This window comes from Microcoleus sp. PH2017_35_SFW_U_B, assembly GCF_020737865.1.
In the GTDB taxonomy this organism is placed as follows: domain Bacteria; phylum Cyanobacteriota; class Cyanobacteriia; order Cyanobacteriales; family Microcoleaceae; genus Microcoleus.
The window spans coordinates 173,856-196,349 of sequence record NZ_JAEQDE010000019.1 but is presented as its reverse complement, the minus strand read 5'-3'; the positions used below and the strand labels follow the sequence as shown (position 1 = coordinate 196,349).

Sequence of the window (22,494 nt, the reverse complement as noted above, 5' to 3'; positions counted from 1 at the left end):
TATTTAACCTGTCTGCTACCTTTTAGGCTGTTGGCTTTCCCCGCCCATACAGGTTGTTGAAAATGGTGCAAGATGTCATAGGAACAGCGAAAGCAGTCAAATATTAAGACTGAAAAAAAGATTGAGGGCGATTGGCTCGAATTTCAAAACTATTCAAATAACCCACCGGATCGCTGGGGTCAAATGATTTTTTGTCAATGAAAACTTCCGCAGGTTCGACTTTGTAATCCTCCTGGGGACAATCGATCGCCATTTCGGCAACAATCTTGCGGTAAAGGTCGGTTCTCCAAGCTTGTTTAGCTAATTCATCAGCATTTTTCGGCACCTCCTTAATGTGTCCCCAGCGGGCCGCTTGAGTCATCAACCAAATACTGTGAGACTGCCACAAAAATGTTGAATGATTTCCCGGTATTTGGGGCAAGTTCTTAGGAATGTCATAGAAAATTGTGGTATCTTCAGATATTATAGTGCGGTCTTTTTCATCAAACCCACCATAATTGTATTCCCCAACTATTCCCGGTCGCGTAAATTTGTCGATCGCCCCGTTTTTAGGTTTAGCCCCCGTAAAAGATCGATCGGTCAACAATGCTGCTATTTGACTGCGATTTTCCGGTTTGCTGCAAAACTGACAAGCTTCCACCATTGCCTTCACCAGCGAGTAATAAGTCTTCGGGTTTTCGTCAATGAATGATTGCATTACTCCCAAAACGCGATCGGGATGTCCCTGCCAAACTTCCTTACCTTGCGCGAAGGTAAACCCCACGCCCAAATTACCTTTAATTGCCCGCGTATTCCAAGGTTCTGCCACCATGTAAGCCTGCATCGCCCCGATTCTCATATTCGTTACCATTTGAGGCGGCGGCACAATAATTATCCTAAATTCTTTGAACGGATCGATACCGGCAGCGGCAGATATATAACGCACAAAGTATTCGTAAATAGCAGAACTTAGTACAACTGCCCAGACTTTATTTTCTACTGGTTGACTCTCAAAAAAACCTCGAAATTGCTTGCCAAATTCTTCTAAATTGCCGTTGTATTCGTGCCACGGGCGCAAACCAAAATCCCACATTGCTTTGCTCATCGTCATCGCGTTGCCGTGGCGGTGAATTGTCATTGCCGCGCACATGGGTGCGTGACGCGCTCCTTCGGCACCAATGCGGGCGTTTGTGATGGCGCCGGATACGACTGGGGAGGCGTCGAGGCGCCCGAAAATCAGGCCGTCGCGGGAGGTTGCCCAGCTTGCTTCGCGGTTGAGTTTGACGTTTAAGCCGTATTTGCGGAAAAATCCTTTCTTCCAGGCGATCGCAAATGGTGCACAATCGTTAACGGGTACGTATCCTATGGTTAGATTGGGTTTCTCTAAGGTTTGGGAATTGACGATCGGCTTTACCGCTTCGGCTTCTTCTGTGAGTCCTTTTGCCGATCGATCGGCGTTAATCCCACAACCAGATAAAGCCATTCCCGCCGCCGCACCCATTCCTTGCAAAAACTCCCGCCGATTCCATTCATTGGAAAAGTTATCACTCATACCATTTTAGATTTTAGATTTTAGATTTTAGAATTGAAGAATTGAAGAATTGAAGAATTGAAGAATTGGCAATTACTGATGAGTTAAGGGTTTGGCTCTAGCAAATCAATTGCATTTTATTTGGAGTTCACTATGATATAATTCTCCATCGTTAATCGCTAACTATCCGCCATCTCAAACCTGAGTTTTTAGCTAATGACTAATGACTGCTGACTAATGACTACTGACTAATGACTAATAACTAATGACTCTCGATCGATCGATGCGTTACCATTTCTTGAACTTTGCCAACAGCCCAATCGAGCAGCAAACCAGTTATGCCAATTACAAACACCGCTAAAAATACCGAACTTAGATTCAAACGGCTCCACTCATCCCACACAAAAAAGCCAATTCCTACACCACCAGTCAGCATTTCCACCGCCACAATCACCAGCCAAGCAATCCCCAAACTAATCCGCAAGCCAGTAAAAATGTAAGGCAAACTCGCAGGCAAAATTATCTTAGTAATCCGCCTCCAGCGCGGCATCTCCAACACTCGCGCCACATCCAGATAATCCTTGGAAACGCTAGAGACTCCCAAAGCCGTGTTGATAATTGTCGGCCACAAAGACGTAATAAATATCACAAAAATTGCCGACGGATCTGCTAAATTAAAGATTGATAGAGCGATCGGCAGCCAAGCCAGCGGCGACACCGGTTTGAAGATTTGAATCAGCGGATTGAGCGCCATCATCGCCGGTTTCGACATCCCGATCAGAAATCCCACGGGAATCGCCACAACGGCACCCAGCAAAAATCCTAGCAACACCCGCCGCAAACTCGCCAGCAGCAGCCAGCCAATGCCTAAATCTCCCGGCCCGCGCTGGTAAAATGGATGCAATATGTAATCTAAATTAGCGATTAACGCTTGATACGGAGTGGGAATTAAATCGCTTTTGAAGCTGGCAACAATCCACCACAGGCCAAGAATTCCCAAAAAACCAACCGCCGGCAACAATACATTATCTCGGATGATGACGGGTTTTGTTCGTTTCCAGGCAGCTTGTCCGGCAATTGCGATCGCAGATAAATTAAGTTGAATTGACATTTAAATCTCCTCAGAGTCAGGGGCGGTACAAGAAATCTTGAACAATACCAACCGGAGACACTGACGAAGCCAAACTATCTATTGAAGACAAGTTGACTCTTCAGTCTCTTCTCAATGCCTGCGAAGTTAGCTGACGGGCTAGGACTGAGAGATGCCCTTCTCTAAAGATTTCAAACTCAAAATTACACTCAAATTTGGCAATTTTTAACTTTGGTTTTTAATTCTGTAGGGATTCGCCCCGAAAATTGGTTCCTCCGCTCCAGCCACAGGCTTTGTTTAAGGGCGCAGTGCTGGATTAGGCTTGACTTTTAAGCCAATTTAAATTAACCTAGCACGACCTTCTCATCCTGTCAATACGTCTTTAGGAGTAGGTAGGGGCGATGATCGGCGAAGCCCAAAAGTTGAGAAACAGAACTAATACAATTTGAGATTTTCCATTTTTCGATTTGAGATTAGGCAATGACTGATGACTTAAGGGTTTGGATCGCTGGCCTACAGTTGCTTTTTTTGAAGGGGTATAATAAATGCTGACCAATGACTAATGACTAATGACCAATGACCAATGACTAATGACCAATGACTAATGACTAATGACTTCTTCAAATCAGAAACCGGATAGTTACATAAACAGCCGCAGCCACCAATTGCAAAGCCATCACAGGAAGCCCGTAACGCAGAAAAGTTTGAAAAGAAATCCGGCGCCCGTGCAGCTCAGAAATTCCCGCAGCCACAATATTAGAAGAAGCTCCTACCAAAGTGCCATTTCCTCCTAAAGTTGCCCCGTACATCATCGCATAAAACAGTGGCAGCACAGCAGGTGGAAACTGCCCTGCAAAATCGGGTGCCAGCACCTCCGTCGGTGCGAGTCCGACATTCACAACATACTGTTTTAACAGTGGCACCATCGCCACAACAAGCGGAATATTTGGCACCACGCTCGACATCAAACCCACGAAAAATAACAGCGTTAAAGAACCAAGAAAAATATTTTTACCTAAAATAGCTGCTAAAATTCCCGACATCCCAGCGATGACTCCGGTTTTTTCCAAACCGCCAATTAGCACAAATATCGACATGAAAAATAGCAGCGTACTCCAATCTAAATCCCGTAAAATATTGTTCAAAGAATCTATTTTGGAATGGTGAGCCAAGAGCATTGCCAAAGCCGCCCCCAACAAAGCCACGGCTGCTGGTGAAATTGGCACGGGCAGCGACTCTCCCACTACAAAAAATGTCAGCACGAAAGCTATAATTAAACCGCCCACCGCTAACACTCGCGGATGATTGATTTTTGGGTGTGGCAAATGTTCCAAATCATCCAATTCTTTGTGCCAGATTTCGGGGAACATCCACGGCAGAATAACTAAGATGACTGCTACGGCGATCGCCCCACCTAAACTTAACTTTAACAGGTAATCTGTAAAGCTCATGTTAATCGCATCGCCGACTATGAATGTCGCCGGATCTCCCACGATTGTCAGCAGTCCCGAACTGTTAGCCACAAATACCATTAAAATCAGCAGCGGCACAAAATCTACACCGACTTCTTCTGCCATTGGCGGTATTAACGGTGCTAGCAGCATGACAGTCGTGGCATTTGGCAAAACTGCACAAATTGGGGTAGTAATTCCGACAATACCAAGCAAGAGATTTTTGCCTTTGCCTTTCGCCAAAAGCACCATTTGAGTTGCCAAGTAGTCGAATATCTTGGTAGGCTCAAAGGCTCTCACCATGACCATGACTCCAAAAAACAAGCCCAGCGTTCCGTGACTGCGACTAATATATTCGATCGCATCCTTTAACGTCATTACGTGGGTGAAAACCAGAATCAGCGCTCCCAGAAATGCCGCAATTGTGAGGTGTATCCATTCTGTAATTATTAAGAAAACTACACCGATAAATGTGGCCGCAGCGATCGCAGCTTGCACGTTTTCCATTTAGTCCCCTGACAAAATTAAAAATTAAAAATTCAAACCTCTCGGATTGAGGGATTATACTACTTTATGGCTATTAGGTCAATAAGTTTAAGTGCTCCTTTTGGCAGCACCAAGCTGGAATGTATTCATAGTGAGAGTTGCAGCACAGGGAAAAATTAGAGCGAAACTACTTCTTTTGGCAGGCTCGCGTGGGGGTGAAGTTTGGTATGGCGATCGGGCGATCGCTCAACTACAATGAAACATGGGGAATATCTGCCAAACTTCGCCCCCACGCAGACATTATGGACTACAGCCAACTGCTCGCCGACAAAACCGATACCATCCTCAAAAACTGGATTGAAGCAGTACGCTTGGATCGGAAAATAGAAAGCGCTGACACCTTGCCACACTCTGCGATCGAAAATCACATACCTCACCTGTTGGGGGCGATGGTCACAGTGCTTTCACAATCTCAAAACAGCGACATAAAAGCAATAATTGAAGCTAGTTTAGACCACGGGTTTCTGCGAGCAGAACAAGGCTACGATGCCGCAGAAGTAGCTCGGGAATACCATTTATTGCGTCAAGTAATATTCTCCCACTTAGAAGCACAATTGTTAGCAGGAACCACCGCCGACGTATTCAGAGCTTTTCGGCTCATAGATGCCGTAGTAGACGAAGCAATTGCCCAGTGTTTCGATAGCTACGTCGCTCAGAGGATGCAGGAACTTCAACAAATCCAAACTCAGTTAGAACTGAACAATCAAGAACTCTCTCGCCTGGTCAGCGTCAACCAAGAAAACCTCTACCATTTAGCTCACGAACTCAAAACTCCCCTCAACTCAATTATCGGTTATTCCGAACTATTTTTGCGCCAAGAAAAATGGCAAGCCGAAATCAAAGATACTCTCCCCGGCATCGAACACATCGAGCGAGTATTGCGCAACGGCAGACAGTTGCTGCGCCTGATTAACGATACCCTAGAACTTTCTCGCGCCGATGCCGGCAAAATTAAACTTAACCTGCGGCAAACTAATGTACGATCTATAATTAGTACCGTAGTAGAAATGATGCAGCCAATAGCTGATGCTAAAGGATTAAAGCTCGCTGTTACCAGCGACTGCGCCCCCACACAAGTAATCGCCGACGCACAGCGGCTGCAACAAATTCTCACTAACCTGCTGAGCAATGCCATTCGCTACACAGAAGCTGGTAGCATTGAATTAAGTTGCTGCCGTGCGGTCGATGCAAATTGGTCGATCGCCATTACAGATACCGGCATCGGCATCGCTCCCGCACATACCAACCGCATCTTTGAGCCATTCTTTCAAGCCTCAGAAGCCGGCCAACAGCACTTTCCCCCCGACAGCACCGGTTTGGGATTAGCTATAGTATCGCGGCTCGTTACCCTGATGCAAGGCAAAATCGAGCTCGCATCAGAAATCGGAGTCGGCTCAACTTTTACCGTGATTCTCCCCTTAGAAGTTAAAATACTTCAAGCAGTAACCTAAACATTAAGTTCAAATTTTTAGATCCGAAAATCAGAAAATCCTATGCCCGCAGCCAGCCTTAGCCCTTCCACAGCATCCTTTCCCCTCACCGCCGTAGTTGGGCAAGAAGCAATCAAATTAGCCCTGCTGTTGGCAGCAGTAGATCCCGGATTGGGAGGAGTTGCGATCGCCGGACGCCGCGGTACAGCAAAATCAGTAATGGCCCGCGCCTTGCATTCCCTACTGCCACCAATTGAAATTGTCAAAGACTCTTTTTGCAACGCTGAACCTGATGAGATTATTGCAGAAAATGCCTCTGACCTGTCAGAAGAAAACGGGCAAGATGCCCGTTCCACAAATACAAATCCAGCCACCGAAATAATTCCCACACCATTCATTCAAATTCCTCTCGGTGTCACCGAAGACAGACTCTTAGGTTCAGTCGATGTCGAACAATCAGTAAAATTCGGTCAAACTGTATTTCAACCCGGACTCTTAGCCCAAGCAAATCGAGGCGTACTTTATGTAGACGAAATTAACCTCCTCGATGACAATATTTCCAACCAATTGCTCACAGTATTAACCGAAGGCCGCAACCAAATAGAGCGCGAAGGAATTAGCTTCCAACATCCCTGCAAACCTCTGTTCATTGCCACCTACAACCCCGAAGAAGGCCCCCTCAGAGAACATTTGCTCGATCGCATCGCGATCGTCCTTTCCGCCGACGCAGCCCTCGAACTACAAGAAAGAGTCTACGCAGTAGAACAAGCTTTATCCTACTCCAGCTCGCCCCAAGAATTTCTCAACCAATACGCCGAAGACACCGACAACCTCAAAACCCAAATCATCCTCGCCAGAGAATGGCTCAAAGATGTCACCATTAAACGCGAACAAGTTGCCTACTTAGTAGAAGAAGCCATCCGCGGCGCAGTTCAAGGACACCGCGCCGAAATATTCGCAGTGCGCGTCGCCCGCGCCTGCGCCGCCATCGAAGGACGTACAGAAGTTAACGCCGAAGACTTGCGCCGCGCCGTAGAATTAGTCATCGTACCCCGCGCCACCGTCATCCAATCTCCCCCAGACGAAAACTCTCCTCCTCCCCCGCCGCCACCACCCCAAAAGCAGTCAGAACAAGAACAAGACGAACCAGAAAACGAGCAAGAAGACGAAGAAAATCAAGAGGATGAAGACAACCCCGAACCTCAAGAAGAACCAGAGCAAGATACCATTCCCGAAGAATTTCTGTTTGACCCCGAAGGCGTAATTCTCGACCCCAGCGTGCTTTTATTCGCCCAACAATCCGCCAACAAACAAGGCAAATCCGGCAGCAGAACCACCATTTTCTCCGAAGATAGAGGCCGTTACGTCAAGCCAATATTGCCCAAAGGCCCAGTCCGTCGCATCGCCGTTGACGCGACTCTTAGGGCCGCCGCACCTTACCAAAAAGCCCGCCGCCAAAGGAATTCAGACCAGGAACCCGCGGCGAGTTCCAGCCCAAATCGAGATAAGCGGGTATTTGTGGAACAGGGAGACATTCGGGCGAAGCGCTTAGCCCGAAAAGCTGGAGCTTTAGTCGTATTTGTCGTGGATGCTTCGGGTTCCATGGCGCTCAACCGGATGCAGTCGGCCAAAGGTGCTGTCATGCAGCTACTCACCGAAGCTTATCAAAGTCGCGACCAAGTTGCGCTGATTCCCTTTCGCGGAGAACAAGCAGAAGTATTGTTACCGCCGACTCGATCGATAGCCTTGGCCCGCAAGCGTTTGGAACGATTGCCCTGCGGCGGCGGTTCCCCCCTGGCCCACGGTTTGACTCAGGCGGTGCGCGTGGGAGTTAATGCGCGGCAGTCTGGAGATATCGGTCAAGTGGCGATTGTTGCTATTACTGACGGACGCGGTAATATTCCTTTGGCTCGTTCTTTGGGCGAACCGATTTTAGATGGCGAAAAGCCGGATATTAAGAAGGAGTTGCTAGAAATTGCTGCCAAAATTCGCGGTTTGGGAATGCAGTTGCTGGTGATTGATACCGAGAGCAAGTTTATTTCGACCGGCTTTGCGAAGGAGTTGGCCAAGACTTCTGGCGGGAAATACTATCATTTGCCGAAAGCTTCGGAACAGTCGATCGCAGCTATGACTAAAAATGCTCTGCGCGACGCGATCGGCTAAAATCCTTAACGGACACGCGGGAAGTCCCGCGCTCTAACGCAGGGCGTGAGCGTCGGGATGAAAGCCGAGCGAGGTGAGGAGTCCCATTTGCCCACAAGCTACTAGGCGTAAGCCATAGAGAGATGGGCTCCTCGGCGACGAGATGAGCAAACTCCTTGCATTTTCTTTGTATATCAGCTATAATATTATCAGCAACCTTGGTTAATGATAATGTATCAGGCTTACAAGTTCCGACTATATCCGACAGCCGAACAGCAGCAGTATTTTGCTGGTGCTTTCGGCTGTTCGCGTTGGTTGTGGAATTACAGCCTAAATATGAGTCAGGAAACATACAAGGCTACGGGTAAGGGGCTAAGTCGAGGTGCGATCCAAGGTTTATTACCTCAGCTAAAAATAGAATATCCTTGGCTGAAGAAAGGGGCTTACTCGCAATCTCTACAGGTTGTTGCGCTAAATCTGTCTGTTGCCTACCAAAACTTCTTTGAGAAAAAAGCTGGATTCCCTAGCTTCAAATCAAAGCACGGTCGGCAATCTGTCAGCTATCCTCAGAATGTCAAGGTTGGCGAAAAGTCGATCAAGCTACCTATCATTGGTGAAGTGAATTGCAAAGTTCATCGCACTTTTGATGGCACAGTTAAGACTGTTACCGTATCTAAAAACCCAGATGGAAAGTATTTTGCTTCTATCTTGGTTGATGATGGCATCAAGAGCGTAGAAACTACTGCGAAAGGCAAGGCAATTGGTTTAGATGTAGGCTTGATTGACTTCTGTGTAACTAGCGATGGCAGTAAGTATAAAAACCCTCGTCACCTCAAGAAACATAGCAAAAACCTCAAGCGCAAACAGCAAAAACTCAGTCGTAAACAGAAAGGAAGTAGCACTAGAAACAAAGCTAGAAGATTAGTGGCTAAAGTCCACTCTAAAATCAAACGTGTTCGCGAGGATTTTCTGCACAAACTGTCCCGCAAGATAGTAGACGAAAACCAAGTCATTGCAGTAGAAGATCTAAATGTCAAAGGCATGGTACGCAACCACTGTCTAGCCAAAGCAATTAGCGATGCTGGCTGGGGGATGTTCGGAACAATGCTCAAGTACAAAGCTGAGAAAGATGGGAAAACCTATATTGAGGTTGAGCGATTTTTCCCTAGCTCCAAAACTTGCAATAATTGTCTGCACAAAGTATCCGAGATGCCTTTGGATGTTCGTCATTGGGATTGTCCTAAATGTAAATCTCGAAACGATCGCGACGTGAATGCGGCAAAAAATATCAGAGATGAAGCCTTGCGGTTTTTGGCATTAGGAACGAGTGCTGCTGCCAGTGGAGGGAATGTAAGTCGTGGTGGCAAGATTTCGGTCTTGTCGAACGCGGTTCCCCTTGAAGCTGGAAGCCCGCTCTCTACCCGATAGGGTGAGAGTCGGGTAGTTCACATCGAGATTCACTAGCCTGGATCGTGGCACAGGCATCTTCCCTGTGTCCTGAATTGTGGCACAGGCATCTTCCCTGTGTTGCATCTACTCTTAACAATCTAAAAACTTTGATTTTTGCCAAAACTCTCCTGTTTAACTCTCCCTCTCCGGCGAGTCATCACCAGCGAACCGGCGACTAAAACCAACCCCGCCAGCATTGAAGGCTCAGGAATTTTCACCGGCCCAGCCGCCCGGTTTACCGTTCCCGAGTTCGGGCTCGGTAAAATTGTACCTTGCGCGGATTGACCAGTCAGAGCCAGCAGCAAATGTTCTGAACCCTGCGATGAAGTGGCAGTAGAAACGGCACTGACATTAGCTGCAAGGGCAGCTTGACCGCCGGAAATAAGGGTAGTTGCCGCCAATAGAATTCCGGCGGCAGGTGGCAATAATGTGCGAGCAAAAAAGGTGGGCATTAGATATTACCTGTTTGGCATTTTGTCGATCGAACTAAATACTTTCACGATTAATTTGCTTTACATACCCTGTCTCGACCACTTTCGCAACCCACCCAACCGCTTAAAAATTTAAGATTTATTTTATAGTTGAGATGATTCAGATTTCCGGGCTGTAGTTTCAACTAAGTCACCAATCAAAAACCTAAAATCAATGGGAGTCCCTGACTCAATCATAAACTGCTCAATCCCAAATCGTAAATCCCAAATTCCAAATTGATTAACTTCAGCTATATATTTGCAATGCGATCGACTTTTAGGTTGCCCATCGCCGGCAATAGCACCGGTACTTTAACCTCAATTATAGCTCTACGACGACTGACAACGGTCTCAGACATCGTTCCCCGACAACGACCGCAGGGTGGAGATTTACTGGTACGGCGTTGATTATAAACAATCACTTCCAGGTAGGAAGTGATCTCACCCCCGTTCTTTATCAAATCTTTAAACTACTTCATGTTTTGTCAACAAACTGTAAAGCTGTCAAAATATAGATAGCAAATCTCAGCCAAAATTAGGTAACATCCTCGTGAGTAACACCAGCAACTTCCGCGAAGCCGTGCGCGAGGCCAAAAACCACGCGCTGGTTGGCCCCAACGTCATCGCTAACGCTCTCCCCTTCGTGGGCGGCGGACTTGTCTTAACTGCTGTCGGCACCTACGGCGGCCTCGGAGTCATCCGCAACTATCCCGGTATCTTCTTTCCCACGTTTATTGCTGCGATCGTCCTAGAATTAATTCTGTTCTTCGTCGCCAGCGCCGCCGCCGAACAAAACAACAAAAACACCGCCTTGCCCCTGCTGGCTACCTACAGCCTGCTTTCCGGCTACACCCTCAGCGGATTGGTATTTACAGCCCTCAGAACCCAAGGCGTCGGTATCGGCGGCATCGGTTTTGCAGCCCTCGGCTGCGGCATTACTTTCATCGCCGCCCGCCAAATAGGCTCCAACTTGTCGGAAGCAGACGGCATGGCCCTCACCAAGACTATCAGTTTAGGTGTCATTGCTTTGTTAGTAGTCGTTGGCGGTCAATTTCTGCTGTCGCTGTTTGGCGTTTACACCCCAACTTGGTTGGAAATTGGCATTTCTGGCATCGGCGTGTTTATATTTGCTGGTGCTGCGATCGTCGATTTTTACATCTTACCCCGCACCTACCACGACGACCAGTATTTGCCCGCCGCCCTGTCGATGTACTTGACTTACATCAACTTGTTCATCTTCATTCTGCGCCTGATGATTGCTCTCAACGGTCGCGATTAATCATTGAAAGTTTAGCTTAAAAACAACCGCAGCGCGATCGACATCCGGCTGCGGTTTTTTATTACCTTGACAATTCCCGCTTGCATCCGCGTTCATCCGCGTTCATCCGCGGTCAAAAAATATTTTTTAGTATTTGTGGCACAACAAGTGAGCCACAAGCTAAGATTAATATAATCACCCACAACGCTGGAGAAATCACAGTGGAAATTCTAGAGACCAAACACAATATCGAAATTTTGTGCGATCGACTAACCAACCTACAAGACTGTCTTTGACTCAGCCTTAACCGCCGAAAGCCAAAAGTTACAACAGCTAGCAGCACAGCCGGAATCGGGCAACAGCATCAACAGAGTTGAACGACCACTCCAAGAACTAGACGCACTCCAATCCTATCAGGCAAAACTCAACCAGTGCCAAACAATTTTGGCAGATGCTACAGCAGCACTGGAGTTACTCGAATTTCAAGCAGACGACGAACTAGAGCAAGAACTTCAAACTAATTTAGCTCAACTAAACCACTCTCTCCAAGAGTATGAAATAGAGCAATCCTTGAGCGGGCCTTGCGACAAAAATGGAGCCTACCTCATAATTAAGGCCGGAACAAACGGTATCGATGCTCAATACTGGGCAGAAATGTTGCTCAGAATGTATATTATGTGGGGACTAAGCCGAGGCTACCAAGTTGCGGACGTTGAATCTTCCCCAGCGCCTGAAATAGGAATTATTTCTACAACCTTGGAAATAGACGGACGTTACGCTTGCGGCTATCTCAAGTCAGAAACCGGAATACACCGACTTAAACGGAAATCGCCTTTTAATATTACCATAATGCGACTCTCTTCTACAGCGACGGTGGAAATTTTGCCAATGTACGTGCAATTGGAGATTGCACAGCAGGATTTAAGAGCCATATTACCCAATCTCAATCAGAATACTAACGGAACCAAAGCATGGGTGAAAATTGTGCATATTCCTACTGGTATTTCTGCCATTTGTGACGGATGTCGCACTCAAATGCAAAATAAAGACAAGGCTTTGGCGGTTCTCAAGAGCAAACTGTTTGCTATTATGCAAAGGCAAGGAGTTCAGCAGCTTGCAGACATTCAGTGCGATCGGCTAAAAACATTCCTCAACCAACCAATTCGAGAATATCAATTTGCCAGCGACAGCGCAAACCAGGACAAAGTTCTGGATTTCCGTACAGGAATCGAAACAACAGCCGTCGCCGAGGTACTCGACGGCAAGATTGACCCATTCATCAAAGCTGGTCTGCTGCTGAAAAATTGATTTGCACAGATTGAACCCAATTTCAGCTAAAATCGACAAGACACCACAAAACTAGGAGAACTCACAGTGGAAGTTCTAGACATCAAACACGATATTGAAACATTGTCCGATCGACTGGGTACCACCCAGGACTATCTTTGACATCCCCGCACTCACAGCCAAAATCCAAGATTTAGAGCAAATCTGCGCCCAACCGGCATTCTGGGACGACCAAGAACAAGCTCAAGGAACCCTCCAAGAACTGAATGACTTCAAATCTCATTTAGACCAATACCACGGCTGGCAGACTAGCCTAGAAGACGCTAGAGCTATTTTAGAACTGCTGGAGTTAGACGCAGACGAGTCCCTGTTCCAAGAAGCCTCATCGAGTCTTTCCCAATTAACCCGCGAACTTGACCAGTGGGAACTGCAACAATTACTCTCTGGGCCCTACGACGAAGGCGGCGCGGTTTTGACAATTAACGCCGGGGCCGGCGGTACAGATGCTCAAGATTGGGCCGAAATGCTGCTGCGGATGTACACCCGCTGGGGTGAAAGTCAGGGTTACAAGGTACATTTAACCGAGATTTCTGAGGGAGAGGAAGCAGGCGTGAAATCTGCGTCTTTGGAAATTGTCGGCCGCTACGCCTACGGCTACATGAGGTCGGAAAAAGGTACTCACCGTTTGGTGAGAATTTCGCCGTTTAACGCTAATGACAAGCGTCAAACAAGTTTTGCGGGCGTTGAAGTGATGCCGGTGCTCGATCGATCCGTTAAACTGGATATTCCAGAAAAAGATTTGGAAGTCACGACTTCTCGCGCAGGCGGCAAGGGCGGACAAAATGTTAACAAGGTAGAAACGGCTGTCCGCATCGTTCACCTTCCGACTGGTTTAGCCGTCCGCTGTACCGAAGAACGCAGTCAGTTGCAAAATAAAGAAAAAGCTCTCGCCTTACTCAAAGCTAGGCTGTTGGTGGTTGCTAGGGAACAGCGCGCCGCCGAAATTGCCGAGATTCGCGGCGATATGGTAGAGGCGGCTTGGGGCAACCAAATTCGCAACTACGTGTTTCACCCCTATCAAATGGTCAAGGATTTGCGGACTGGAGTGGAAACAACTGCCGTCTTAGATGTGATGAACGGCGAATTAGAGCCGTTTATTCAAGCTTACCTGCGCCAGGAAAATCAGTTGGTCAGTTGACAGTTGACAGTTGACAGTTGACAGTTGGTCAGTATCCGCTCAATAGCTCGGGGTAGAGTACTGCGTTTGGAACGATTTTGCGATATTTAACGCTCATCATTGAGCGATTTACCCCGATTTATTGAGCGGATACGTTGGTCAGTTGGTCAGTTGGTCAGTAGTCAACTGTCAATTAACTGTCAACTGTCAATTGTCAACTATCAACTGAATGAAGAACCTATTTTCTGGTATAATTTTGGGGTTTTGGTCGATCGCCCGACATCCAACAGGTCGCGCCGCCAGAAACCTTGATATGATAAAACTTGATCTAACGAACCAAAGGAGAAAGAATGACCCAAGTTGTAATCGGCGAAAATGAAGGGATTGAGTCAGCCCTACGACGGTTTAAGCGACAAGTTTCCAAAGCGGGAATTTTTCCCGACATGAGAAAGCACCGCCACTTTGAAACCCCCCTCGAAAAGCAGAAGCGCAAAGCTATTGCTAGAAGGACTAAGAGACGCTTCCACCGCAACAACAAACCCTAGAACTAGGACTAAATTGATTCGGCACATATAATGCCTTGCGATTCTAGTACCGCAGCGACTCGGAGAATCACCGCTTCGCTGTAGGGAGCACCAATAATTTGTACCCCCAAGGGCAAAGCGCCGGGCCGCTGTACGGGCACGCAAAGCACCGGCAAGCCTATAAATGATAGGGGTTGGGTGAACAGTCCCAGATTGGGACGCACTCTTGTTTCTTGTCCGGCGATGACCATTTTCTCGACGCCAATTTCAGGAGCCGCGATCGGCGTGGCGGGTGCGAGAATGATATCTGTATGTTGGAATATTTCGCGAATTTGAGACCGATACCACTGTCTGAATCTCTGTGCTTGCACGTACCATGTCGCAGGAATCAGGGTTCCAGCCAAAAAACGATCGCGCGTTGCCGGATCGAAGTCTTGAGGGCGCGTCCGCAAATTCTCCAAATGCAAGTTTCCACCCTCGCAAGCAGTTATTATAAACGCTGCCGCCCTCGCGCGATCGGATTCCGGTATGCTGACAGTTGCAAGCCCCCCGATTTTTCGGGGGTTTGTTGTTGTTGTTTCCGTCTCAATACCACAATTCAAGACATTTGTCAAGGCTAGGGCAACTATTTCTACAGCATCCATCGCTTCCGGTTCGGCCCCTTGGGCGAAATAGCCGTCAGCAACAGCAATTCGCAATCCTTCAATTCCTATATCTAACTGCGGCGAGGTAAGTTCTGGCGGGCGTTGAGTGCAAACAGGATCGCGATCGTCCGTGCCTTGCAGGATATCATACAGTAGACCGATGTCTCGGAGCGATCGCCCGAACGGCCCCACGCAATCCAAACTACTCGAAAACAAAAAAGCACCGGCCCTTGACAAACGGCCGTAAGTAGGCTTAAAGCCAAACACACCGCACAAAGCAGCGGGTACGCGGATGGAACCGTTAGTATCGGAACCGAGGGTGAAGGGAACTAAACCGGCGGCGACTGCTGCTGCGGAACCGCCGCTAGAACCGCCGGCGATGCGCGCAGTATCGCGGGGATTGCGAGTTGGCCCGTAGTGGCTGTTTTCCGTGACGAAACCGTAGGCGTACTCATCCATGTTGAGCGTGCCTACAAGCACAGCCCCGGCTTGTCTGAGTCGGGCGACCCCCGCCGCGTCTTGGCTCGCCGGAGGGTTGTCAGCGTTGATTTTTGACCCTGCTAGAGTGGTAATTCCGCTGACATCGAACAAGTTTTTGACCGCGAAGGGAACGCCTGCTAAAGGGCCTGGGTTTTCGTTGCGCGCGATCGCATTATCTATCTTTTCGGCTGCTGCGATCGCACTTTCTGCGGTGATGGCAGTAAAGCAATTGAGTGTTTTATCTCGATCGGCAATTCGTTCTAAAGCAGCATTTACAACCGCTGTCGCTGCAATTTTACCACTTTTAACAGCGGATGCTGTAGCGACTGCATCCGCTCCTGCTAAAAATTTGGCTTCATCTGCGTTCATCGGCGGTAAAAAATCTAAGGTTCAAACACTGGTGCAGCTTCGATTTCTGGGGGTAAGGGGAATTCTGTAACGAGTCGGGCGATCTGCACTATCCTCTCGAAGTTTACCACAACGCCGGGGCGATGTTCCGGTTTGATGGGTAAGTTTATCAGTTCAGCGGTGCGATCGACATATTCTTCTATATTTGTCATTTTTCTATTTTCCCTTATCAGTGCGGCGGGGTGCGATCGATTATTTTATTGTAATGGCGATCGGGCTGTCATTTATTATCGCTCAGTTTTTTGTATTCCTCGGATTGTCGGATATCATCTAAAGGTGATTTTGGCTCTGGTGGTTCATCAGGACAAAACTTTATGGATGTCTGCGTTTTCCAAGACTGCAAAGTTGCATTGACTTCTATCTTAAGCTTTCCTTTTTGCCAACCCTTAGAACCAATTTTTAGAATTTGACAATCAATTCCTTCTTGAGGCGATTTCCAGTTTATATCCCCTCCCATAATTTTTGTTTCTTCGTTAATCGACAGATATTGTATCCACTGAATTATCGACTGCTCACGCTTGTTAGTTTCTGCTATATAAGTCTGAACCATTATCTTGTAAAACTTGCTAGCTGTTAGCTCTTTCAAGTGACGAACAGTAAAAGTAGCTTTCCCCAATAACAAAACATCATCTTCGCCGTCTAGTGTCTCATAGCTTGTATTGATTTTAACTTTTTCTTCCATTTTATTTTACCAATTTCTGCTCTTTGATATTTTATACCATTTCAAGCTATCTTAGTCAATCTGGTTAACAAAATCAATTTACTCTCGTACTTTCCCCAACTCAAACACTGACAGTTTCCCGCAACTTCTCAACGGCGACATCTAAGGGAGGCAAATCAAAAACCTCAGCATCCATCAATTCCTTAACCTTATCAAAAATTTCCACCTCCGCCTCTTCTTGGTCTGTCAGCTTATCATAAAAATAAGCGTCAGTAAACCACTGCTCAAAAGCAAACCTTAACACCCCATTCGGCTCAAGCATAAACTGCCAATACTTAGAAACTCGGTTATCAACTACTTCAAACAGCGGTGCCGGAGTCTGTATGGGATAATAGGTGTAATTATCATCACAAATATAGTACCAAACTCTTCCCTGCCACGATCGGATTGCATAAACAACATATTCCTTGCCAACTGTCAACGGCAATTCAACCTTTTTAGTATAACCTCGGGCAGGATCAATATAATTTTCCGGTAGAAGTTCTCCAGTATTAGCAATACAGCGAACAATCATAACTTGTATACCTATAAATTCTTAGGGGCTATTTTAGGATATTGTCGTTTAAACTTTAATTCAACTTGTTGCAAAATTTCCCTGTTTTCAAACCAGTGCACTTGTACGGAAGCTCCATTAATTACAAAAGCCTGAATGCTGGTTATTTTGTACCAGTCTTCGGGATTACCTCCATAGAGGGCAACCAGTCTGGAAACATCCCCTAGTATATCGTCAGATCCGCCCTGAATGGCTCTACAATTACCAGCTTTAGCATCTTGCAGTAGCAGTTGCTCTAGTAAATTTCTCGGACTCTCATCGGGAATAGCACCTTGCTTCATAGTTTAACAGTTTCCGATGTCATTTGTTGAAAAAGTATGTGAATCACACGAAAAAGACTAAATTGAACTTCTCTCTTTCTCAACTCAAACACTGACAGCTTCCCGCAATTTTTCAACGGCGACATCTAAGGGAGGCAAATCAAAATCCTCAGCATCCATCAATTCCTTAACCTTATCAAAAATCTCAACCTCCGCCTCTTCCTGATCCGTCAGCTTATCATAAAAATAAGGATCGGTAAACCACTGTTCAAATGCTATCATCAAGAATCCATTGGGCGAAAGTTTAAACCGCCAATACTTAGAAACTCTGTCATCAACCACTTCAAACAGTGGCGCCGGATTCTGCATGGGATAATAGCTGTAATTATCATCGCAGATATAATACCAAATAGTTCCCCGCCATTCTCTAAAAGCATAAACAACATATTCACGACCTACCGTTAATGAGAACTGTAGTTGTCTTGTGTAACCTATAGTAGGTTCTATGTAATCATCAGGAAGCAATGCACCTGTATTAGCGATACAGCGAATTATCATATTTTTTTCTTTCCTAATTACAGATTCTTGGGAGCTATTTTCGGGTACTGACGTTTGAACTTGTACTCTACATTTTCCTGAGTCTGACTATTCCGAAACCAATGAACTTGTACAGACGCTCCATCAATCATAAAAGACTGAATGCTGGTCATTTTATACCAATGTTCAGGATATCCACCATAGATTGCCACAAGTCTGGGAGCATCTCCCAGCATATTATTCACTCCGCCTTGAATACCTTTGCTATTTCCAGCAACTGCATCTTGCAGAAGCAGTTGCTCTGGCAAGTTTCTCGGACTCTCATCGGGAATAGCACCTTGACTCATAGTTTAGCAGTTTCAGAGGTCAGTTGTTATTAGCGAGTTTTTTGTACTCTTCAGATTGGCGGATGTCATCTAGAATAGATTCTGGTTCGGCAGGTTCATCAGGACAAAAATCACAACTTATTTGCACTTCCACGCTAGAGAAATTAAATTTTAAATAGGCTTTTACTCTTAGCTTACCTTTTTGCCAAGCTTGGGAACCGATTTTGAGAAGCTGACAGGTCATTCCTGCAGGAGGAAAAATCCATTGACCTTTATCTACTTTTAGATCTAGTTCACCAATAGAGCAATCATAAAACAATTTAAAAAACATTCTTACCTCTCGCGAGTTGGGTATTATTTCATTAAGGTTTTTAGCAAGCTTCTGTCGCATTAGGTCTTTAAATCTTTCAACTGTAAAAGTATCTTTCTCTATAAGCAAAATATCTGTATCGCACTCTAGGTCTTGAAACTTAGCGTTCATATGTGTTTGAAGGATTAATTTTATCTAAAAGCTATCATTTTTTACGATATTAGTCAAGGTTGCTTTTCCAGCTAAAACCCTTGATATTTTATATCGATAAAGTTGTTGTTTGTACAGCGCACTACTAAAAAAAACCGCAAGTTGACAGTCAGAAAAAACAAGTTTTTGCTGGGACAGTTTCCGCTAGCAACTTACCCCGCGAAATCACATACCGAACCGCAGCGCGCCTCCTAATTGCATCATAACAATCCTCAGCATCCAACACAATCAAATTTGCAGGTTTCCCCGCATCTATCCCATAATTATCATCTCCCAGATAGAGAGTTTTAGCACCGTTGACAGTGACCATATTAAAACAAGCTGCAATCTCAGCCATTCCCGTCATCTGACAAACATGAACCGCCATGTGAGCCACATCTAACATATTTCCCGTACCCAAACTGTACCACGGATCTTGCACGCAGTCGTGCCCCAAACTCACATTCAATCCATGCTGCCACAACTCCTTAACCCGCGTCACTCCGCGACGTTTGGGATAACTATCCGCACGCCCTTGCAGAGTGATATTAATCAAAGGATTAGCGATGAAATTGATGTGGGATTTTTGCAAAATTCCCATCAGCTTAAAAGCATAGGCATTGTTGTAGGAACCGAAAGCTGTCGTGTGACTGGCTGTCACCCGCGAACCCGCACCGCTTCTAATCGCACAAGCTGCTACAACTTCCAAAAATCTCGACTGTTCGTCATCGATTTCATCGCAGTGGATATCAATTAATTTATTGTATTTTTCTGCAAGTTCAAATATGCGGTGAACCGATTTTACTCCATCTTCCCGTGTCAACTCGTAATGCGGAATCCCGCCCACAGCATCCGCACCCATATCCAGAGATTTATCTAAAAGTTTGTCGTTTCCAGGACTCCCATAAATCCCGTCTTGGGGAAAAGCCACAACTTGCAAAGTCATCCAATCTTTGACTTCTTCTCGTACTTCCAAAAGTCCTTGCAAAGCAGTCAGCGTCGGTTCGCTAACATCAGCGTGACTCCTGACAAACAAAATCCCTTGAGATGCTTGCAACCTTAAAGTTTCAATCGCCCGTTTTTTGACATCATCCAGAGTTAAACCTTGCTTGCGTTCACCCCAAATTTGAATTCCCTCAAACAAAGTGCCGCTTTGATTCCATCGCGGTTCCCCGCAGTCAAAGCAGAATCGAGATGAATGTGCGACTCCACAAACGGAGGACTAACTAAATTGCCTTGAATGTCGATTTCCTGTTCGCCCATTCCTGATATGCGCGGCGATACCGCAACTATTGTATCATCATCGATCGCAATATCCACCGTTTCGCGATCGCCCGCACCCAACAAACGACATCGGCGCAGAACCATGCTATACTTTTGTTCACACATCCTATTTATTTCTTTCTCTTCCATCTCTTCCTCTGTGCCCTCTGCGCCCTCTGCGGTCAAAAAATCTTACTCAAAAAAACAACCCATAACGAAAAATAATCACCAGGAAGAAAGCGCAACGACAAATCACCAACATTAGACAATCTCAAACTCCAGATTGTGATGCTTCACCAAATCAAAGCTAAAATGGTCAACCACATTAGTATCGCTCAACTCCAGATTATAAAAATCCACAAAATCAGCATCAAAATAAGGCCCCGCGTGCCAAGTCCCCACATCTAACTTAATAAAACAATCACCCGGAATCCGAAAAGCAACAATATCCTCCAAACTAGGTCGATCGCTATCCCCAGGAGGCGCAACAGCCATCAACCAATCCTTCCCTTCCAGAGAACCCAAACACTGAGTACATTCAACGTGCCGCGTAATTTTACCAAACTTGCGACCCTTCTCGTGCAACCGCATAATGTAAAATCTAGGAATGCCATTTTGCAAATTTAACTTAGCATCCTCATCATCAAAAGACTTGCCATCAAAACTCGCAGAAATAACTTGACCGTAACTCCGAAAATTCTCCGATGTTATCCATTGTGCCGGCAATTGCTTCATTGAAACTGATGTACTCATAAATCCCAACACCTCCTCACTCATTTCATCAAAAACATAATACAAATACTCCTCTATCTCTCTTCTCTGCGCCCTCTGCGCCCTCTGCGGTTAAAAAAATCTAATTCACTCGATCGCCCAAAACACCCTTACAATCAAAATTAGAACACTGCTGCAAAAAACGAACCGCAATATCAGGGTTCGCACCCCAGTGCAAATGCAAATAAGCAGCGTGCACCCCATAAACCCCCCAACCTTCAGCAACCGCCTCAACTTCTCCCCGTTTGCCGTACCTCCAACTGTGATAAATTGGATTAGTTGGTTCCACTGTTAAATGCGATCGATGAAACTCATGTCCCCAAACCACATCCCCCGCAGTTAACACCAAACTATCTCCCACCGCCACAGCTTCTCGATATCCCAGAGTCAAACGCTTTCCCATCGCAGCCACAGCCGGCAAAACTCCCACTCCTTGCCAAGAATTCCCGTCGAAGTCTACAATCGAATCGCACAAGTACATCAAACCGCCGCACTCCGCATAAGTCGGCATTCCCGAAAAAATCGCACTTCTGACAGCATCCCGAATTAAAACATTACCGCTTAATTCCCCAGCAAACACTTCGGGAAAACCACCGCCAAAATACAACCCCTGCACATTCTCAGGAAAAACCGAGTCATCCAACGGACTCCAAAATACCAACTCGGCGCCCAACTCTTCCAGCAAATCAAGATTGTCCTGATAGTAAAAATTAAAAGCCCGATCGCGCGCAACTGCAATCCTCACCGAAAACTTTTTTTCCAAACAGTTGACAACATCATCTTTTTTAGTTACAATTGAGTAAGGGAGACTGTATCTACCCAAAAGTTGCTCAGACCCCTCACCCCCCCCATGAGGAGTTGCAGCCAATAAAGGTAAAAGTTGCTCCCAGTCAAAACTAACAGCAGCCAAATCAGCCAATTTATCGATCGCACCGTGAAGATGCGGCAACTCCTCGGCCGGAATCAAACCCAAATGCCGATCGGGAATCGTCACAGCCTCATCCCTACGCAAAACTCCTAAAATCGGTAAATTGAGCGGTTCCAGAGCATCTGTCAGCAGATCCAAATGTCGATCGCTCGCCACCCGATTGAGCACCAAACCCGCGAACTTAAGATTTGGGTTAAAAGAACGAAAACCGTGGGCGATCGCAGCCACAGAACCAGAAAGCCGGCTGCAATCTATCACAAACAATATCGGCAAATTCAACAAATAAGCAACATGAGCCGTAGAAGCAAAGGAAATAGGATAATTTTGTTCTTCTTCCCTCTTCTCTCTTCCCTCTTCCCTCTTCCTTCTTCCTTCTTCCTTCTTTGGAGAAACCCCATCAAATAAACCCATTACCCCTTCAACCAAAGCACAATCGACATCTTGAATGTGGCGGGAAAAACACTTTTTTACATAAGATTCAGACGTTAAAACCGGGTCTAAATTCCGACAGGGGCGGCCAGTCACAAAAGCATGAAACATCGGGTCAATGTAGTCAGGGCCGACCTTAAAAGATTGCACGTTCAAGCCCTGGCGGATTAAATAAGCTAAAAGGGCGATCGTTACAGTAGTCTTTCCTGCCCCGCTTCGTTCGCCAGCAATTACTAAAGCCATAGTTCTAGTTAGTTACAATAAATACTGAAAACAGATAGTTGATAAAGTTATGAGTGTAGCTCTCTCATCTATTAAATAATGCTTTAACGAACCGCGAA

At 46.2% G+C, this 22,494-nt stretch carries 23 protein-coding genes, 1 pseudogene and 1 riboswitch; of the genes and pseudogenes, 8 read left to right on the top strand and 16 right to left on the bottom strand.

Annotated features, from left to right (window positions below):
- Window positions 1–103: 103 nt before the first annotated feature.
- The 3 genes from JGK36_RS01000 to JGK36_RS00990 all read right to left on the bottom strand — a co-directional run bounded on the left by JGK36_RS01000 (window position 104) and on the right by JGK36_RS00990 (window position 4,558).
- Window positions 104–1,531 carry an ABC transporter substrate-binding protein gene (locus tag JGK36_RS01000; RefSeq protein ID WP_293174526.1) on the bottom strand — a complete coding sequence of 476 codons (1,428 nt, stop codon included), beginning with the start codon at window positions 1,529–1,531 and terminating at the stop codon, window positions 104–106.
- 241 nt (window positions 1,532–1,772) lie between these two features.
- Complete coding sequence (gene ntrB, locus JGK36_RS00995) at window positions 1,773–2,621, bottom strand: nitrate ABC transporter permease (RefSeq protein WP_293174528.1); 849 nt, start codon at window positions 2,619–2,621, stop codon at window positions 1,773–1,775.
- 100 nt (window positions 2,622–2,721) lie between these two features.
- A riboswitch (cyclic di-AMP (ydaO/yuaA leader) is annotated at window positions 2,722–2,933 on the bottom strand.
- A 287-nt stretch (window positions 2,934–3,220) separates the two neighbouring features.
- Window positions 3,221–4,558 (bottom strand): SLC13 family permease, encoded by a 1,338-nt coding sequence (locus JGK36_RS00990; RefSeq protein WP_293174531.1) that lies wholly within the window; start codon window positions 4,556–4,558, stop codon window positions 3,221–3,223.
- A 137-nt stretch (window positions 4,559–4,695) separates the two neighbouring features.
- Between JGK36_RS00990 and JGK36_RS00985 the strand changes: the two genes are divergently transcribed.
- The 3 genes from JGK36_RS00985 to JGK36_RS00975 all read left to right on the top strand — a co-directional run bounded on the left by JGK36_RS00985 (window position 4,696) and on the right by JGK36_RS00975 (window position 9,597).
- Entirely contained in the window at window positions 4,696–6,048 is a 1,353-nt protein-coding gene (locus JGK36_RS00985) for a HAMP domain-containing sensor histidine kinase (RefSeq protein WP_366516513.1), read from the top strand.
- A gap of 42 nt (window positions 6,049–6,090) precedes the next feature.
- Window positions 6,091–8,190, top strand: a complete 2,100-nt coding sequence (bchD, locus tag JGK36_RS00980) for a magnesium chelatase ATPase subunit D (RefSeq protein ID WP_293195676.1) — start codon at window positions 6,091–6,093, stop codon at window positions 8,188–8,190.
- Window positions 8,191–8,400: 210 nt separating this feature from the next.
- The gene (locus tag JGK36_RS00975; RefSeq protein ID WP_293195769.1) at window positions 8,401–9,597 is read left to right on the top strand and encodes an RNA-guided endonuclease TnpB family protein; all 1,197 of its coding nucleotides are present in this window, start codon (window positions 8,401–8,403) and stop codon (window positions 9,595–9,597) included.
- Between the two features lie 119 nt (window positions 9,598–9,716).
- Here the strand turns inward: JGK36_RS00975 and JGK36_RS00970 are convergent, their stop codons facing one another.
- On the bottom strand, window positions 9,717–10,070 hold the full coding sequence (locus JGK36_RS00970) for a PEP-CTERM sorting domain-containing protein (protein WP_293174537.1): 354 nt from the start codon (window positions 10,068–10,070) through the stop codon (window positions 9,717–9,719).
- A 568-nt stretch (window positions 10,071–10,638) separates the two neighbouring features.
- On the opposite strand from JGK36_RS00970, the gene JGK36_RS00965 reads away from it, so the two are divergent.
- The 5 genes and pseudogenes from JGK36_RS00965 (at window position 10,639) to rpsU (ending at window position 14,355) form a co-directional block, all read left to right on the top strand.
- A complete protein-coding gene (locus tag JGK36_RS00965) occupies window positions 10,639–11,367 on the top strand; it encodes a Bax inhibitor-1 family protein (protein WP_293174544.1) in 729 nt (242 codons plus the stop codon).
- A 297-nt stretch (window positions 11,368–11,664) separates the two neighbouring features.
- A pseudogene (locus JGK36_RS00960) lies at window positions 11,665–12,210 on the top strand (PCRF domain-containing protein); the annotation flags it as partial.
- On the top strand, window positions 12,196–12,654 hold the full coding sequence (locus tag JGK36_RS00955) for a peptide chain release factor-like protein (RefSeq protein ID WP_366025133.1): 459 nt from the start codon (window positions 12,196–12,198) through the stop codon (window positions 12,652–12,654). The pseudogene JGK36_RS00960 and the gene JGK36_RS00955, both read left to right, overlap by 15 nt.
- A 66-nt stretch (window positions 12,655–12,720) precedes the next feature.
- Window positions 12,721–13,831 (top strand): peptide chain release factor 2 gene (prfB, locus tag JGK36_RS00950; protein WP_293174547.1). Its coding sequence is split into 2 segments (ribosomal slippage): window positions 12,721–12,792 and window positions 12,794–13,831, totalling 1,110 coding nucleotides; the frame shifts between segments, so codons are not numbered across the junction.
- Between the two features lie 329 nt (window positions 13,832–14,160).
- Complete coding sequence (rpsU, locus tag JGK36_RS00945) at window positions 14,161–14,355, top strand: 30S ribosomal protein S21 (protein ID WP_006632476.1); 195 nt, start codon at window positions 14,161–14,163, stop codon at window positions 14,353–14,355.
- Window positions 14,356–14,363: 8 nt separating this feature from the next.
- Here rpsU and JGK36_RS00940 read toward each other — a convergent pair whose 3' ends face one another.
- From JGK36_RS00940 to JGK36_RS00890, 12 genes are all read right to left on the bottom strand, one after another.
- On the bottom strand, window positions 14,364–15,827 hold the full coding sequence (locus JGK36_RS00940) for an AtzE family amidohydrolase (protein ID WP_293195678.1): 1,464 nt from the start codon (window positions 15,825–15,827) through the stop codon (window positions 14,364–14,366).
- A gap of 14 nt (window positions 15,828–15,841) precedes the next feature.
- Entirely contained in the window at window positions 15,842–16,018 is a 177-nt protein-coding gene (locus JGK36_RS00935) for a DUF4089 domain-containing protein (protein ID WP_293174553.1), read from the bottom strand.
- A gap of 68 nt (window positions 16,019–16,086) precedes the next feature.
- The gene (locus tag JGK36_RS00930) at window positions 16,087–16,548 is read right to left on the bottom strand and encodes a KGK domain-containing protein (RefSeq protein ID WP_293174556.1); all 462 of its coding nucleotides are present in this window, start codon (window positions 16,546–16,548) and stop codon (window positions 16,087–16,089) included.
- 100 nt (window positions 16,549–16,648) lie between these two features.
- Complete coding sequence (locus JGK36_RS00925; protein ID WP_293174559.1) at window positions 16,649–17,101, bottom strand: hypothetical protein; 453 nt, start codon at window positions 17,099–17,101, stop codon at window positions 16,649–16,651.
- Window positions 17,102–17,112: 11 nt separating this feature from the next.
- On the bottom strand, window positions 17,113–17,421 hold the full coding sequence (locus tag JGK36_RS00920) for a hypothetical protein (RefSeq protein ID WP_293174562.1): 309 nt from the start codon (window positions 17,419–17,421) through the stop codon (window positions 17,113–17,115).
- 84 nt (window positions 17,422–17,505) lie between these two features.
- On the bottom strand, window positions 17,506–17,958 hold the full coding sequence (locus JGK36_RS00915; protein ID WP_293174565.1) for a hypothetical protein: 453 nt from the start codon (window positions 17,956–17,958) through the stop codon (window positions 17,506–17,508).
- A 17-nt stretch (window positions 17,959–17,975) separates the two neighbouring features.
- On the bottom strand, window positions 17,976–18,284 hold the full coding sequence (locus JGK36_RS00910) for a hypothetical protein (RefSeq protein WP_293174569.1): 309 nt from the start codon (window positions 18,282–18,284) through the stop codon (window positions 17,976–17,978).
- A 19-nt stretch (window positions 18,285–18,303) separates the two neighbouring features.
- The gene (locus JGK36_RS00905) at window positions 18,304–18,744 is read right to left on the bottom strand and encodes a KGK domain-containing protein (RefSeq protein WP_293174572.1); all 441 of its coding nucleotides are present in this window, start codon (window positions 18,742–18,744) and stop codon (window positions 18,304–18,306) included.
- A 148-nt stretch (window positions 18,745–18,892) separates the two neighbouring features.
- Window positions 18,893–19,906: a cytosine deaminase gene (gene codA, locus JGK36_RS00900; RefSeq protein ID WP_293231029.1), complete on the bottom strand. Its 1,014-nt coding sequence runs from the start codon at window positions 19,904–19,906 to the stop codon at window positions 18,893–18,895.
- Window positions 19,861–20,151 carry a hypothetical protein gene (locus tag JGK36_RS33770; protein WP_325314872.1) on the bottom strand — a complete coding sequence of 97 codons (291 nt, stop codon included), beginning with the start codon at window positions 20,149–20,151 and terminating at the stop codon, window positions 19,861–19,863. Before JGK36_RS33770 ends, codA begins: the two co-directional genes overlap by 46 nt.
- 135 nt (window positions 20,152–20,286) lie before the next feature.
- Window positions 20,287–20,778 carry an ureidoglycolate lyase gene (locus tag JGK36_RS00895; protein WP_293174575.1) on the bottom strand — a complete coding sequence of 164 codons (492 nt, stop codon included), beginning with the start codon at window positions 20,776–20,778 and terminating at the stop codon, window positions 20,287–20,289.
- A gap of 100 nt (window positions 20,779–20,878) precedes the next feature.
- A complete protein-coding gene (locus JGK36_RS00890) occupies window positions 20,879–22,396 on the bottom strand; it encodes a cobyrinate a,c-diamide synthase (RefSeq protein WP_293174578.1) in 1,518 nt (505 codons plus the stop codon).
- Window positions 22,397–22,494: the final 98 nt, after the last annotated feature.

Bases quoted from the DNA above. Each gene is read 5' to 3' on its own strand.
- JGK36_RS01000 (WP_293174526.1), bottom strand. From the start codon at position 1,531: ATGAGTGATAACTTTTCCAATGAATGGAATCGGCGGGAGTTTTTGCAA.
- ntrB (WP_293174528.1), bottom strand. From the start codon at position 2,621: ATGTCAATTCAACTTAATTTATCTGCGATCGCAATTGCCGGACAAGCT.
- JGK36_RS00990 (WP_293174531.1), bottom strand. From the start codon at position 4,558: ATGGAAAACGTGCAAGCTGCGATCGCTGCGGCCACATTTATCGGTGTA.
- bchD (WP_293195676.1), top strand. From the start codon at position 6,091: ATGCCCGCAGCCAGCCTTAGCCCTTCCACAGCATCCTTTCCCCTCACC.
- JGK36_RS00975 (WP_293195769.1), top strand. From the start codon at position 8,401: ATGTATCAGGCTTACAAGTTCCGACTATATCCGACAGCCGAACAGCAG.
- JGK36_RS00970 (WP_293174537.1), bottom strand. From the start codon at position 10,070: ATGCCCACCTTTTTTGCTCGCACATTATTGCCACCTGCCGCCGGAATT.
- JGK36_RS00955 (WP_366025133.1), top strand. From the start codon at position 12,196: ATGCGACTCTCTTCTACAGCGACGGTGGAAATTTTGCCAATGTACGTG.
- rpsU (WP_006632476.1), top strand. From the start codon at position 14,161: ATGACCCAAGTTGTAATCGGCGAAAATGAAGGGATTGAGTCAGCCCTA.
- JGK36_RS00940 (WP_293195678.1), bottom strand. From the start codon at position 15,827: ATGAACGCAGATGAAGCCAAATTTTTAGCAGGAGCGGATGCAGTCGCT.
- JGK36_RS00935 (WP_293174553.1), bottom strand. From the start codon at position 16,018: ATGACAAATATAGAAGAATATGTCGATCGCACCGCTGAACTGATAAAC.
- JGK36_RS00930 (WP_293174556.1), bottom strand. From the start codon at position 16,548: ATGGAAGAAAAAGTTAAAATCAATACAAGCTATGAGACACTAGACGGC.
- JGK36_RS00925 (WP_293174559.1), bottom strand. From the start codon at position 17,101: ATGATTGTTCGCTGTATTGCTAATACTGGAGAACTTCTACCGGAAAAT.
- JGK36_RS00920 (WP_293174562.1), bottom strand. From the start codon at position 17,421: ATGAAGCAAGGTGCTATTCCCGATGAGAGTCCGAGAAATTTACTAGAG.
- JGK36_RS00915 (WP_293174565.1), bottom strand. From the start codon at position 17,958: ATGATAATTCGCTGTATCGCTAATACAGGTGCATTGCTTCCTGATGAT.
- JGK36_RS00910 (WP_293174569.1), bottom strand. From the start codon at position 18,284: ATGAGTCAAGGTGCTATTCCCGATGAGAGTCCGAGAAACTTGCCAGAG.
- JGK36_RS00905 (WP_293174572.1), bottom strand. From the start codon at position 18,744: ATGAACGCTAAGTTTCAAGACCTAGAGTGCGATACAGATATTTTGCTT.
- JGK36_RS33770 (WP_325314872.1), bottom strand. From the start codon at position 20,151: ATGTGTGAACAAAAGTATAGCATGGTTCTGCGCCGATGTCGTTTGTTG.
- JGK36_RS00895 (WP_293174575.1), bottom strand. From the start codon at position 20,778: ATGAGTACATCAGTTTCAATGAAGCAATTGCCGGCACAATGGATAACA.
- JGK36_RS00890 (WP_293174578.1), bottom strand. From the start codon at position 22,396: ATGGCTTTAGTAATTGCTGGCGAACGAAGCGGGGCAGGAAAGACTACT.